The organism is Saccharicrinis sp. GN24d3 (genome assembly GCF_052400645.1).
In the GTDB taxonomy this organism is placed as follows: domain Bacteria; phylum Bacteroidota; class Bacteroidia; order Bacteroidales; family Marinilabiliaceae; genus Saccharicrinis.
Genome location: NZ_JBQTGI010000029.1, coordinates 1 through 14,890, shown reverse-complemented (window position 1 = coordinate 14,890; position 14,890 = coordinate 1). Strand labels below are relative to the sequence as shown.

At 38.7% G+C, this 14,890-nt stretch carries 10 protein-coding genes and 1 tRNA gene; 7 read left to right on the top strand and 4 right to left on the bottom strand.

All coding sequences use genetic code 11. The features are described 5' to 3' along the window. Positions 1 to 185 precede the first annotated feature (185 nt). Together ACT29I_RS22595 and ACT29I_RS22590 are read left to right on the top strand one after the other, a co-directional pair. Positions 186 to 1,865 (top strand): hypothetical protein, encoded by a 1,680-nt coding sequence (locus ACT29I_RS22595; RefSeq protein ID WP_444794482.1) that lies wholly within the window; start codon positions 186 to 188, stop codon positions 1,863 to 1,865. Positions 1,866 to 2,059: 194 nt separating this feature from the next. Beyond that, positions 2,060 to 3,004 carry a pyridoxal-phosphate dependent enzyme gene (locus ACT29I_RS22590; RefSeq protein WP_430932974.1) on the top strand — a complete coding sequence of 315 codons (945 nt, stop codon included), beginning with the start codon at positions 2,060 to 2,062 and terminating at the stop codon, positions 3,002 to 3,004. Positions 3,005 to 3,600: 596 nt separating this feature from the next. On the opposite strand, the gene ACT29I_RS22585 is transcribed toward ACT29I_RS22590, so the two are convergent. The 3 genes from ACT29I_RS22585 to ACT29I_RS22575 all read right to left on the bottom strand — a co-directional run bounded on the left by ACT29I_RS22585 (position 3,601) and on the right by ACT29I_RS22575 (position 10,589). Then, on the bottom strand, positions 3,601 to 6,495 hold the full coding sequence (locus ACT29I_RS22585) for a TonB-dependent receptor domain-containing protein (protein ID WP_444794481.1): 2,895 nt from the start codon (positions 6,493 to 6,495) through the stop codon (positions 3,601 to 3,603). Positions 6,496 to 6,592: 97 nt separating this feature from the next. Beyond that, positions 6,593 to 7,780, bottom strand: a complete 1,188-nt coding sequence (locus ACT29I_RS22580) for a hypothetical protein (protein ID WP_430932977.1) — start codon at positions 7,778 to 7,780, stop codon at positions 6,593 to 6,595. A gap of 532 nt (positions 7,781 to 8,312) precedes the next feature. Continuing rightward, positions 8,313 to 10,589 carry an inorganic phosphate transporter gene (locus tag ACT29I_RS22575; RefSeq protein ID WP_444794480.1) on the bottom strand — a complete coding sequence of 759 codons (2,277 nt, stop codon included), beginning with the start codon at positions 10,587 to 10,589 and terminating at the stop codon, positions 8,313 to 8,315. Positions 10,590 to 10,824: 235 nt separating this feature from the next. On the opposite strand from ACT29I_RS22575, the gene ACT29I_RS22570 reads away from it, so the two are divergent. From ACT29I_RS22570 to ACT29I_RS22560, 3 genes are all read left to right on the top strand, one after another. Continuing rightward, positions 10,825 to 11,862: a sensor histidine kinase gene (locus tag ACT29I_RS22570; protein ID WP_444794479.1), complete on the top strand. Its 1,038-nt coding sequence runs from the start codon at positions 10,825 to 10,827 to the stop codon at positions 11,860 to 11,862. 127 nt (positions 11,863 to 11,989) lie between these two features. After that, positions 11,990 to 12,691: a response regulator transcription factor gene (locus ACT29I_RS22565; RefSeq protein WP_430932980.1), complete on the top strand. Its 702-nt coding sequence runs from the start codon at positions 11,990 to 11,992 to the stop codon at positions 12,689 to 12,691. Positions 12,692 to 12,825: 134 nt separating this feature from the next. Then, the gene (locus ACT29I_RS22560) at positions 12,826 to 13,242 is read left to right on the top strand and encodes an SPOR domain-containing protein (protein ID WP_430932981.1); all 417 of its coding nucleotides are present in this window, start codon (positions 12,826 to 12,828) and stop codon (positions 13,240 to 13,242) included. 12 nt (positions 13,243 to 13,254) lie between these two features. Here the strand turns inward: ACT29I_RS22560 and ACT29I_RS22555 are convergent, their stop codons facing one another. Next, complete coding sequence (locus ACT29I_RS22555) at positions 13,255 to 13,908, bottom strand: HAD family hydrolase (protein ID WP_430932983.1); 654 nt, start codon at positions 13,906 to 13,908, stop codon at positions 13,255 to 13,257. A gap of 261 nt (positions 13,909 to 14,169) precedes the next feature. Between ACT29I_RS22555 and ACT29I_RS22550 the strand changes: the two genes are divergently transcribed. Both ACT29I_RS22550 and ACT29I_RS22545 read left to right on the top strand, forming a co-directional pair. Next, positions 14,170 to 14,243, top strand: a tRNA-Ile gene (locus ACT29I_RS22550). 461 nt (positions 14,244 to 14,704) lie between these two features. Beyond that, positions 14,705 to 14,890, top strand: a 186-nt coding sequence (locus tag ACT29I_RS22545) for a GIY-YIG nuclease family protein (RefSeq protein WP_430932984.1), incomplete at its 3' end; no start/stop codon positions are given.

The window sequence follows — 14,890 nt, the reverse complement described above, 5'->3', positions numbered from 1 at the left end:
ATATTTATCGAACCCCAAATAAGTCTTTAAAAACAGACTCGTTTGGGGTTTTTTCTTTTTGAATCCCTATATAATTTAAAGGGGATTACACAAAATATACTGGATTTCAAACTTCTAATTCACTATATTATATGAGCTAAACCCCCAAAATACATTAGATAATCTATTAAAAAAACAAAATCATCATGGCTAAAGTTATTTTAACCATCATTTTAGGATTGGTAACTGTTTTTGTTTCTGCAAACTCTGGTTTTACGGAACTCGTGAATGAACTCAAAACCAAGGTTCAAACAGTACAGGTTAAATCGGGGGAGTTTGACCAGGGAATTCAAGAAACCATTCCCGGTATCATTCAGGTCAAAAGCAATTTCATCAATAACAAAGGAGAAAGCAAAACGACCGAGTTCACCATTAATTTGGCCGACATTGATATTTATATGGTCAAAGAAATTACCGTGAAGGATGCCATCCATGTTCAACTTAAAGTTAATGACGGGCAAAAGTTTATCCGGGTAACTTCAGACGGAGAGTTACTGCCTTATGTCAGCACGGCAAAAATTATGGCTAAGGACAAAGATAATGCACGCGAGATCAGCGCCATTATAAAAAAAATGATTCCTCTCGGCAAAGAAATTCTATCCACTAAAATCGACATTCCAAGTTATGAGGATAAAGTTTCATTTTTGCAGGAAGGTGTCACCGAAGTTAACCTCCCGGGTGCCAGTTTCGATCAAAAACTACGAACACTGGAAAGTGTTGCCGGAAATATGTCGCTGGATGTAACGACCACCACAGGCAAGAAAACAGATGATGAGCAATATGTTTTTAATCTGGCCGACATCGAAGAAAATTCGGTGATGATTGACGTTAAGGGAAACAAGGTGCAACTGGTGTTTGAAATGAAGCACAGGAAGAAACTGGTTCACAAGGTAAAAAATGGAAATCAGGTGCCATTTGTTGCCAAAGTCAGTATGCTGGCCAACCAAGTTGATGCAGCACGCGATCTTAGCATCGTACTAAAAAGATGTATACCGCAGGCGCGCACGAAAGTACACGAGAGCTTACCAAGTGTAAGTGAACCAGGGCAGATACTAGATATGATCAACTCCCGTATAGCAGAGTTATCGATAGATGAGAATACATATCTGCAAGCCTTTACCAACAGTTGCTTATCCAATTTTGAAGTAACAGAAAATACGCCTAAGGGGACAACTACATCAAGTTATCAATTCAATTTCTCCGATATTCGCGAACAATCTATTGACTACATTATCAGCGGAACAAAAATGCAAATAGGGTTTTCAACCCTAGCGAATCAAAAGCTTATCCGAAAAGAAAAAGATGGAGAAATTGAAGGATACAGCAATAAGTTAGTGCTGATTTGCAGCAGCAGTTATGACGCAAAAATAATTAGACATTTACTGAAAAAATTGGTTGAAGTTTGTAAAGAACGTCCAAACCGTTTGATCCCTCAAACAAACGCAAAGGAAAAACTTAAATGGCTAATGGATCATATAGTTGAGGTAAACGTAGACAAAAAAACGTATGTGCAAGTATTGAAAAAATCGGAAAACGATCCTAAAAAAATTGAGTTCAAACAATTAATTTCCGCTGGTTCCAATGCCACTGAAATGCTTTACGAGTTTAACATGAATGATATCGACAGTAAAAACATAAATTATAACATCACAGGAAAATCATTGTCGGTTGAAGTTAACGCTAACTATAATTCAAAAGTGATAAAAACCTACAAAAATGGTGTAGTGAGCAATTACACCAGTAAAATAAAAATTTACTTTGATGATATTGAAATGGCTAAAAATTGTATGTTGGCTTTTCAGGAGATCATCGAAGAATCAGAATAAGCCCAAATGGCCGATGGCCAGGCGCAGCCAGGGACTGGATGATGCAATAGATATACTGCCTGCTATTCTTCAGGTAGCTTAAAGCAATAATGATGGAGATTATCACGTAAAAAGAGGATAAGAATTGTATCTTGTAATGTCCAATTGGATCAATAACACCTGTTGCCTTATTAAATGCCCATAATATAAATAATATGAAAAAACCTACTTTTACAGACATTGAGGACGCCTATGTCCGTATCCAGCCTTATATCCATTTCACCCCTGTTTTAACGAGTGCCTCTATTAACAAAATAACAGGAGCAGAGATTTTTTTTAAATGCGAGAATTTTCAGAAAGCCGGTGCTTTTAAGTTTAGGGGAGCTTGCAATGCTGTTTTTTCCTTAAGCAAAGAACAGATTGCCAACGGAGTTGGAACGCATTCCTCAGGCAATCATGCTGCGGCTTTGGCATTGGCCTCCAAACTTCGCGAGGCACATGCCTATATTGTGATGCCCAAAAACTCTCCCGAAATAAAAAAGAAGGCGGTAGGCAGCTATGGCGGGGTAATCACGTTTTGCGAACCTACACTACAATCGCGCGAGCAAACATTGGAAAAAATATTGGAAGAGTCAGGTGCCATAATGGTTCATCCCTACAACCAGAAAGAAATAATTGCAGGACAAGGTACATGTGCCTTGGAATTCATGCAACAACAAAACGATTTAGACGCCATCGTTGCGCCAGTGGGCGGTGGAGGTCTCTTAAGTGGCACTTCTATTGCGGCCAAATATATTAATCCTGATATTGAGGTTATCGGGGCAGAACCCGAAGGCGCCGACGATGCTTCCCAGTCCTTTCTGAACAAGCAACGCATGCCGTCTATCAAGCCCAACACCATTGCCGACGGGCTGTTAACAGCACTCGGTGAGCTTACCTTTGAAATCATTATTAAAAATGTCGATGATATCATCACCACTCCCGATAGTTCTACGATTAAGGCGATGCGATTAATATGGGAACGCATGAAAATAATTGTTGAACCTTCCAGCGCAGTAGCCTTGGCCGTTATCATGGACAACAAAGAGGCTTTTAAAGGGAAAAAAGTGGGCGTTATCTTAACGGGCGGGAATGTGGATCTGGCAAAATTGCCATTTTAGGTTTCCCGTAAATGGTTTCCCACAGATGAACGCATGGTTGAACGCTGAGTTCCACTGATTTTTTTTCAGCGAGACTCCGAGATCTTATTTGCCGAACTCTGCGCGAAAAAGTCATGGGTTGCTTTTAAGTGCTTTATACAAATCCCTTTTCGTATAAAAATCATAAATGATTGTGCCTATCCGGGTTTGCTACAAAATACTTTAAAAGACGTATAGAACGAAATAACCTTCAGTTATGGGCTATTTCTCAATGTTAAATAAAAATAAATCATTTATCATAGGTGTCTGGTAAACCTTTTTTGATTAACTCTCTAACCCAATGTTTACAGGGTGTTGAGAAATTTTTAATTAGTGTAGGGCTTACATCCGCCTCAAAGAATTTCTGTGAATAAAATCAGGTTAGCTGGCGTTAAAAAATCTGGGTTGTTTGAGCGCAGCGAGTTTCCGGATTTTAGCCAACTAGTCTGATTTTTAGTAAATTATCTGCAGCGGCGGTCTTTTTTTCTTACTTTTTGGGGCTGTAGCCATAAAGTAAGTGCCTGTGCCGCTAGAGCGCTAAATTAAAATGAATTGTTTCACCGGACAATAGTGATCATTTATATTTTATATTTAAAACCAATACTAAATGATCTTCCTGGGTTATACCGCTTAAACGTCTGATCTTTTGCCTTATAAGATTTAAATATTTCTTCCACCTCATTTCCAAGAATATTGGAAGCTTTAAACTCTACCAGCATTCTTTTTTGTGCGCCAATTTTTTTATTTAAACTGAAATTCAGACTATGGAAAGGTTTCGTATAAACGTCCGGAAATACGCCACCACCTACAAGTGTAAGCGTTTCTCCCTTAACATTGTAGAACAACCCAACATCCAGTCCTGATTCTTGCTTACCGTAAACAATACCTGCATTAACCAAATAGGATGCCTGCCCTGCCATAACACGGTTATTATCTATTGATTGACCATCCCTTGCCTGTCCTTTTCTTGAATCGAGTTCCGTATCGGTCATTTCAATTTTTGAATCAACCATGGTAACGTTACCATTTACGTTTATATTATTCAATGTCAGAAAATCTAAATTTTTCCTGAATTCGAATTCAATACCGAATAGCTGACCGTCTCCAACATTTCTGGGCTGATATTCTGTACTTGTTTGTTGTTCAGGTATACGTACCAGTTCAATTGGGTCTGTAAAAGACTTATAAAATCCACTAAGAGAGACCATCTGACCTTTACGCATAAACAACTCCCATCTAAGATCAGCATTATTGATATACGTTGAGACCAGGTTTCCGTCCCAATCGCCATACGCATGCAAACCACCATTAAATATACTATTAGAGATAGGATCAATGATTTGTGCATATGAAAGTTCCTTAAAAGATGGTCGAGCAGTTGTCCTGGAATAAGCCATTCTCAAGTTCTGCTCATCAGTTATCGAATAAATAAAGTTTAACGAAGGAAATAAATCAAACGAATCCAATACCTTTTCATTAGCCAATACGTTACCATTTGAAGATCCCCTTGCTCCTGCCTGATCCCGGCCAGTATGATGTAACGTAAAGCTCTCAACACGCAAGCCTATGGTTGTTGTAAGCTTTGGTAACACTTTAAACTCGTTAGACGCATAAAACGCCATATTGCTTGCATTGGACTCGTACTCATTGGCATTGGGGTTGCTATAATCCGTTTGATAATATAACAAGTGCCCATTAGGATACATGTTTTCCGGCAACAACACCTGATTTGCATCTGAGGTTGGCCAACTCGTATTTCCTCCAAAAGTAACTATATCAAACTTGACTATCTCGTAGCTCCTGTTTTTATAGGTATAACTGGCACCAAACTTAACTTTTGCGTCTAAGCCTTTAAACGTATACTTTTTAGTAACATCAACTTTATTACTGAGGTTAATTTCGTTAAGTGCCCTCCAAATTCTGGATGGGTTACCGCCTTCACCTGCACTAAACTCAAATCCATCCCCAACTATCGAGAATGGCGTTTTACGGATGTCCGGATCTTCAGATCTAGATAACGTGGGGGATACTCTCCAATCCAATTCCCAACCTTTTTCATTCAATACATGTGTGCCGTTTAATATGGCATTGGATAAAGAGCGTTGATTATACTCAAGGTTATGCGTTTTAGCCAAATAACCTGATTGACCAATTGCTTCTGGATTATTATCTACGTGAAAAAAACCTGCTTTGCTTTCTCCACTTTGAAGATGCATGGCCGTAAATCGAAATTTTGATACATTAGTTTTATAGGCTACACCACCAAGCAATCCAATTAATACCTCTTGCTCCCCCAAATCGCCGGTTCGAACTGTTGAGTATACAAGCTCGTTCACATTTGGCTCTTTATTAAGTTGATATTCTCCATATTTTCTATCCTCGTAAAACCTATTTTTACTTTTATAGGAAGCAGAGAACACATAACCCAGTTTGGGTGATTTTTCTTGACGCTTTTCATTACTTGGCGCAAGATCAACTTGATTACCAAGGGTCAGCCCTAAACTAAAATCCATTAAGCTCGTTTCCTTTGTCGCACCTAGTTCCGGATCGAAACTGTTGATAAAACGTGTTACCTCTTGCGAACCGTGTCCTGAAATTGGTGAAGGTATATTTTCAACCCTGGCTCCTGTTGGCATGGACCTCGATCCATCATCCAATCCTAAAAAGTCCAGATCGCCACCCTCATAACTCAGGTTATTCGGTTTGAAATGCATATCGGGATTATAAGAAGAACCAACGGAGACACTAAAGATCTTTCTTTCAGGAAAATCCTTGGTTTCCACGTTCATAATACCCCCGGTAAAGTCCGCAGGCAGGTCCGCCGTAAAGTTTTTGCTGACCACCATATTGTTGATCAAGTGGGTAGGAAAGATATCCATTTGTATTGAATTCCGATCCGGATCCAACCCGGGAATTTCCATCCCATTTAATGTAGTTTTTGAATAACGGTCTCCCAAACCCCTAACGTAAACATACTTCCCGTCCTGAATGGATACACCCGTAATACGTTTTGCTGCTTCAACAGCGGTTGCGTCGCCAATCAATTGAATTTTACCAGCAGAAATCCCGTCCAGCATAACGGTTGATTTCTTTTTCATAGTCTGCAATGCCGTTTCTGTTGTCCGAATCACCTTCGCTTTAACAACAACCTCTTCAATATCCTGTATGTTTTGGCCTAATCGCACATCTCCGATTACGGTAACATCATTTTCTTTTACCTGAACCTCCTCTATTACTGTGGTTTCATATGAAATATATGATACCTGAACATCATATGTCCCTTCCGGAAGATCTATCGAGAACCTCCCATCAAGATCTGTAATGTTTCCTGTAGTTGTTCCCTTAATAAAAACGGTAACACCTACCAACGTTTCCCCGGTAGCATCCTCAATAACCGTACCTCTTATCTTTCCGTTTTGAGCCTGGGATAACATGGATACAAATACGAAAAAAACAATCCATAAATTCTTCACTTTGACCTCCTAAAAATTAAATAATAACAGACCCGAACCTGAAATTACGGGTCTGTTTAATGATTAGTATTTGATGTTCTTCATAAAAGAACCCATATTAAAATTTACCAGCTTGAGAAGCCCAGGTCCATGAAAGAACCGCTTCATTCGTTGTTTCAGTAGTACCAGCCATTACCGACGCAGGTACAGTTCCATCAACGTGATCGGCCAGGTTAGCAGCATCAACATCAATATAGATGTTGGCCAAAGTTACTGCAGCAGCACTAACAGAGTTACTGTTAATCTTCTGATCAATGACTTCTGTAAAGAACAGGTTGCTTAAGTTAACCATTGAGTTAGCGTCGGTGTTGATTAAATCTTTACATTTTGTATCGGCATCTACTGAAGCAATGATAGTACCGTTAGTGATATTGTGTGTTCCTTCGGCAGTTCCTTCTGGCCCGTCTAATTCGAAAGCATGTCCGGCAGGAGTAATAACCACGAAGTTGTCCAAAGTGCCAGTCCAAGCCTGATCTGTATCGATACCGTCGTCACCCACATTCCATACCACCACGTTAGACACGTTTACAGATCCACCGAACCACTCGATACCATCGTCCTGGTTAGAAACGATTTCGATGTTTGAGATCGTTGTTCCAGTGCCAACACCGCCTAAAGAAAGCCCGTTGATTTCGTTCCCCGAACCAATGTTAGTACCTCCGTGACGGATAGACACATATTGGAACTTACCTGAGTTGTCAGCCGCGTCAGAACCACCATATAAACCGTTTGTATCTGAAGTTGGAATTCCTTCAATCTGAACTTCAGAGATATCTGCGTCACTATCGTTAGAAGCAGAGATAGGAGCATTACCCAAAATGATAACACCACCCCATAGACCGTTAACTGTTGGTTCCAGGTTAGGCGATACGAAATTTCCCGTGGCAACTTGTTCAGGCGAAATTTCATCGGCAACTGAAGTAAAAATAATTGGCAAAACCGCAGTACCAACCGCATCAATCATACCTCCGCGAGCAACTACCAACGCTGTTGCATTAGAACCGGTTCCTGCTTCACCTTTAATCACTGTGCCGGGCTCAATGGTTAACGTAGCGCCGGCTTCAACAGCAATCCTACCACCTAACTGATAAACTTTATCAGCTGACCAAGTCGTATTTTCTGTAATATTGTCAACAATTACAATATTATCAGTTTGTACTTCAATCATATTGCTGTCATCATCATCACTACAAGCAGTTAACAAAGCCGCAACTGCCAATCCGAATAATAAAACCGTCTTTTTCATTTTAAAAGATATTTAAATATTAGTTTTTCATATTTACCCATCACGCGCTCTAGTCTGTGTGAGTTTTAATTTCGACAGCAAAAATATGTTGCTATGTTGGGCAATCCGATAAGTAAATATTAAGGGTATATGAAGTATAGGTTAATGTTAAGACAGCATTAAACAACAATATATGTGAGACTTAGGTAGGTTTTTATTTTGTTTTTTATTATTCACGATTTTACCCCATAACATTTTGTTAACCTTGCGATAATGTTGTTTGCCCATGGGTGACTAAACAGGTAATTTCAAGGCATTTTTTACACGTTCAATAAGAATTAAAAGCAGGGCATACCTATACTTAGCATAATATCCCAATGCGCATAACAAGCTTACATACTGCGCCAAATGAATACCATCTTGGGATTTTTCATGCTACCAGAACATAACCACTTTCCCATAATCCGTATTCAGAAACTTCAATAAAACTTAAGTGTAAAAAAGAAGGCAGGGATTGCTGCTATCGCGTTTTAATTTAGTAGAATGACTAAGCTTACTTGGAATAATTTGCATGGAAGTCGCGGTGCGACTTTAATAAGTTTATGGTATATAAAATCAAATTTTTTGATTCGGCATAACACTCCAGCAACAGCATACTTGACCTGGTTTTGCCCACACCTTCCATAATTCGTTTGATCTGCTTTATACGCAGTTCCTCAATCAAATCAACAATATACTTTTGTTTTTCGACCATTTCCGGCACCGAATCAAACTTTTGTTCCTTTTCGATATGCGCCAGGTAATTGAAAAAACCGGTTACCTCTTCTAACAAAAGTAAGGCATCCTCCTTTTGACTATTAGAAAGTCCTTTGTGCTGGTTGTCGATATGGTTGTAGATGGGCACTGCAATCTGTTTTAAAGTGCCGGAAAGCTCCCCCAAGTAGTCGATAGCCTGAACAAAATAATGGCCTGAATCAAAATCATCCGCATCCAAATTCGAAAAATTTTCGAACAAATCTTCCTTAATGGATTTCGAAACTTTCTGCAGGTATTTTGTTTTTTCACAGGTTTCGCGGAGCTGTTTAACATTTTCATCTACAAATCCTTGTATAATGAGGATATAAATCTTGGAAGTCTCGAGAATATGTTTCCTGATCCGTTCACTTCCCAACCCCACCATGTTTTCTTTGTCATTCTCAATTTGCTGGTTCCTTTCATGTTTTAATTCTTTTTGCTGCAATCTCGTTTTTTTGTGGTAAGTATTGGTTATATAAATTACGTAAGGTACTGCGAGCACAAGTAAACCGATGGCATATATGTTGCCCCACCAAACAAACAGAGTTATGATAAATGCTCCAACAAAGCCTACGCTGGCCGTAATAAACCAACCGCCCAAGACCGATAGCACCCCGGATATCCGGTATACCGCACTTTCTCTTCCCCACGCCTGATCGGCCAATGATGTTCCCATGGCAACCATAAAAACAACAAAGGTTGTGGACAAAGGAAACCTAAAATAAGTACCCATAATAATCAGAACACTCGCCACCACTAAATTCACACATGCCCTCACCGTATCGAAAAAAACGGGTGTTTCTAAATTTTCTGTAGCCTTGGACGTTTCTTCCCGCTTATATCTTTCCGAGAAGAAATCTGTAATTTTTCCGGGCATCATATTCCGCAGATAATTGTATACCCTTAAAAAGTTTCTTACTAAATGTTTTGAAAGCTGAGATGGTTCAAAAGATTCTTGTCCCGACTCTTGTTTACCCAGATATAACTCGGTATTTGTTACGGTTCGGGCTTTCTTTGAATAAAAAAGTGTTATGGCCATGATGAGTCCCGAGACTACATATATTAACCGATACGTACCGCTTTCCCACACAGTGTTTGCCTGCATACCATCGCCCCATATATCCATTAAAAACCGGCTGGAATCTGTTTCTTGCGAACCGGAAAAAACATTAAATCCCTGAAGGGCCGACAACGGAACACCTATAAAATTAACCAGGTCGTTAGTTGCAAAAGAAAAAGCCAGGGCAAAGGTCCCGCAAAAAACAACAAACCTGGGAATCTCCACATGAAAAACGAAAGTAAGAAAAACAAACACAGATAGGGATAGCATGAAAAAACCGCCCAACACTATTGCCAAATTTCGATGAGCGAGATCAACAATAATTCCTGTGCGTATATTTGTTAAGGCTATGTCGTTTTTAATCAACAAAAATGCAATGGCCGTTAACGAGACAGCACCCCCAATAGAAAACAAGAATTTAAAGCGTTTTTTATAATTAAAGGTAAAAATTACACGGACAATAAACTGGACAATCGCTCCAATGACAAATGCAAAGAATATGGATATAACTATCCCGGCCAGAATAATAAAGACTCTTTGGGTATTGATAAGATCGTCTACAATAAGATGATCCGGATTATCCCCTCCTATAATAATAAGCCCCATAGCTAAGGCGGCACCAAGCATTTCAAATACTATGGCTATTGTGGTAGAAGTAGGAAAACCAAAGGTATTAAACAAATCCACCAACAAAATATCGGTTATCATTACAGCCACAAATACGATGAGCAACTGATTTAAATAAAAATTCTCCGGGTAAAAAACGCCTTTCCTGGCCACCTCCATCATCCCTCCCGAGAATCCCGCACCGATTAATAATCCTGCACCAGCCACCAAATAAATAAACCGTCTATTGGCTACCTTAGAGCCCATTGCCGCGTGTAAAAAGTTGACCGCGTCATTAGATACCCCGACCACCAGGTCGACAACGCCCAACAGCAACAAAATCACGATGATAAGGTATAGGTACTCCATCTATCTAATCAAAATTATGTGCAAATATAATGGTGTAATTGAATAAAACTACAACCATTTTAGCAAATAAACACAGCTTTAATGATTTAATAACATTAAGAAATATAACCTGATATAAAATTAAATTTACTTTTATGCCAGATCAGCATTTCATGTTACATTTGCCTGCAATAAATATGTTTGGAGAGTTCTTAACAAGGAACCCAAAGTCTCTTTTTCCCATATAATAGAGTGTATGAAAAACATTACATCCAAAAAATTAATCGCCCTTTCCACGTCTATTTATTTTTTCCTTACGATATCTTTCTTCCTCGTAAACTATTTTTCACCTGACATCATTGTATCGTTGATTATTTCCATCCCGGCCTTACTACTGATATATGGTTTTTATGCCGGGTATTTTATCAACCGCTTTATTAAATCCAAGGTTAATCCCATTTACAAAACAATCCACCATTTTAAACCATCTGTTTTAGGTTTGGCACCTGATAATGACAAAGATCCTTTTACGGAAGTAAATCGCGAAGTGGCCACCTGGATGCAAGGCAAAACAAAGGAGATACAACAACTTAGGCAAATGGAGAAATATAGGAAAGAATTTTTAGGGAATGTATCGCACGAATTAAAAACCCCCATATTCAACATTCAAGGCTATATATTAACCCTGCTTGATGGTGGAATTGAAGACAAAGATATTAACATGCTATATTTACATCGGACCGAAAAAAGCATTGACCGAATGATCACCATCATCGAAGATCTTGAATCCATTTCGAAACTGGAAGCTGGCGAATTAGAGATAGACCTGGAGGAGTTTAACCTGTTTCAGCTTATTGAAGATGTGTTTGACCTTCAGGAGATACGCGCAACCCATAAAAACATCGAGCTCAAACTTAATAAATCCGGTGAAAAACAATTAATGGTGATGGGCGACAAGCAACGTCTTTTTCAGGTTTTCAGTAACCTGGTGGTCAACTCCATCAACTACGGCAAACTAGGCGGCAAAACTACTGTTAATTTTTACGATATGGATAATCGTTATTTAATTGAAATAAAAGACAATGGAATTGGGATAAAACAATCCGATCTACCCAGGATTTTCGAGCGGTTTTACAGAGCCGATAAAAGCAGATCTCGCGAACAGGGAGGAACAGGATTAGGCCTGGCCATTGTAAAACACCTGATCGAAGCACATAATCAAACCATTAATGTTACCAGCACCTACGGAAGCGGAACCAGTTTCACCATCACGTTGGATAAGGGTAAACATTAGTAAATCATTCACGCGAAAGGCTTGAAGTTAAGATTATATAACAATATATTTACAATCACATAACAAACAGAAAGTGTTAAATTAAATCATTTACGTAACTTTCCGCCCAAATCCAAACGCTGTAAAAATGATAGAAGCAGATAATTTCAAGGTCTTATTGGTAGATGACGAACCGGACATTTTAGAGTTTGTCAGTTACAACTTAAAAAAAGAAGGTTTTCAGGTAATTACTTCTCAAAACGGTAGCGAAGCCATAGAAATTGCTAAAAAAGAACTTCCCCAACTAATTATTCTCGATGTGATGATGCCCGAGATGGACGGCATTGAAACCTGTGAGGAAATAAAAAGAATCCCTCTTCTAAAAAATAGTATTGTGGCGTTTTTAACGGCAAGAAGTGAGGACTATTCTCAAATTGCCGGTTTCGATGCAGGTGCCGATGACTACATATCGAAACCCATTAAACCCAAAGTGCTTATTTCAAGGGTAAAAGCTTTATTAAAAAGATATAACCCAGATACCGGCAAGGCACCCGAGGAGAAATCAGATGTGATCATGATTGGCGATTTGGTTATTGACCGCGAAAAATACATTATCGTAAACAAGGGGGATGAGCTCGTATTGCCTAAAAAGGAATTTGAATTATTGATGTTGCTGGCTTCAAAGCCTGATAAAGTATTTACCAGAGACGAGATATATAATTCTGTCTGGGGCGACAGTATTATTGTTGGAGACAGAACCATCGATGTGCATATTAGAAAGGTTAGGGAAAAAATTGGCCAGAACCATATTAAAACTATCAAAGGGGTTGGTTACAAATTTGTTGAATAGTATTCCATGGCAAATTAAAAATACACAGGGAAACCCAACGGTTTCTCTTTTTTTTTGTCCTACCTTTAAAAAAGATGTAAATTAGCCTATATCAAAATATATTTTCTATTTTAGAAGCGTTAAACAAATGTACCATGACAAATAAACTGTTAATAATACTCATGATTTTTGCTGTTGGCGTATTCAGCTGTGGCAAAAAGAAGGAACAGCCCAAAAAAGAAGTTAAACGCGAAGTGGTAAAACCTGCGGTAGCTAAAAAAGATACCGTTCCTCCGGCGCCAAAACCTAAACCGGTGGTTGAAAAGCCAGAAAATAAATATTTTTTAATAGCTGCCAGCTTTAAGAAAGAAGCTAACGCTATTTCGTTTAAGAACAGCCTGATAGAGCAGGGTTTCGATGCCGAGGTAATTGTTAGAAACACTGGTAAAAACAAGGATTTTTACAAGGTTTCGTACAAAGGTTTCTCCGATAAAAATGAAGCTTACAGGGAACTGAGAAGTGAAAAAAACAAGCCTGATCACGAGGATGTTTGGCTGCTTATTAAAAAATAAACGTATATGAAATTACTGTTTTTTGCTTACTGATAACTGTGAGCTGATCAGTTCTTTCATATTGGGTACCCACTGATCCGGAAATTCTACGAGCCAGGATTCAATTCCCAAACTTTTTGCCGTCTGTACATTTGCAAGCCCGTCATCCAGAAACAGCGTTTCCTCCGCTTTAATATTGGCATCGCGCAATACTTCTTCAAAAATGTCCTTGTTGGGCTTGCTCATATTTAATTCGTAACTGTAATAAACCTTATCGAATAAATTACTTAACGTGCCAACTATAGGAACCCTATTTGCGCATGCCTCAATATGTAATTCATTGGTGTTGCTCAATAAAAAAACGTTGTGTGTTTCCTTTAATTTTATGATCGTTGTAATCCTTTCTTCTTTATAGTCGCCTATAATCGCATTCCAGGCACTTATAACATCTTTATCACTTACATTAGGGTTCATATGTGCTTTTATTCCATTAACAAAGTCATCGGCCGATATTTTTCCCACCTCGAAATCATGAAATATTCCACTTTGTTTGTATTTACCGATAAAATCACCTCCCCGTTCAAAACCAAGTTTACGAAAACGTTCCAAAGTGATATTCAAGTCTATATCCACAACCACGTTGCCTAAATCGAATATGATATTCTTCTTACTTTCCAGATTAGTCATAAATTCTTAAAAATGTATTTGAATTATTCAGATAACTTACTATTTTTGCATCCGCAATATACAAAACGCTTTTTGTATAACAATGCCGGGCCTAGCTCAGTCCCGATAAACAAGAAAATATCCTCGATAGTTTATCGAGGATGCTCGAAAAACTAACAAAACACAGTTTTAAGTTTTTCGGCATTGGTTAGAGCACCTGACTTCCCGATAGCTATCGGGACAGGTGGTTGAAAAAGACAAAAAATAATATTGCACCCAAAAGGGCCTATAGCTCAGTTGGTTAGAGCACCTGACTCATAATCAGGTGGTCCCTGGTTCGAGCCCAGGTGGGCCCACTGGAACAAAGCCTCTTACGAAAGTAAGAGGCTTTTTATTTACTACTACAGTACGTTTCCCAGATAAAATAATCATTCATACGGCAAACACCGTTATACCGCCAAAGCTAAGGATTGGGAATTATTTTCATCTATCAATCTTGAAGATTACGCACATGCAATCCGTATTGAAAGGAAGATAAAATCGATGAAGAGTACCGCATATATAAACAACCTGAAAAAATACCAAGAAATGAGAAATAACCTCATCCAACAAACAAGCACCTGACTCCCCCGATGGCTATCGGGGCAGGTGGTCCCTGGTTCGAGCCCAGGTGGGCCCACTGGAACAAAGCCTCTTACGAAAGTAGGAGGCTTTTTTTATATACTACTATGTACGTTTCCCAGATAAAAAATTAGATACACTGCAAATTGAAGGTAAGGTTAAGAAGTTGTAACTTGATAGCTTTAGCATATAAATTATGTCAGCATCTTGTTATATTCTCTTTAGTGCTTCTTTAGACAGGTTTTATATCGGTGTTACCCAACATAATGTAGCATCAAGAATCCTTAAGCACAATAATCATTCATACGGGAAACACCGTTATACCGCCAAAGCTAAGGATTGGGAATTGTTTTTATCTATCAATCTTGAAGATTACGCACAT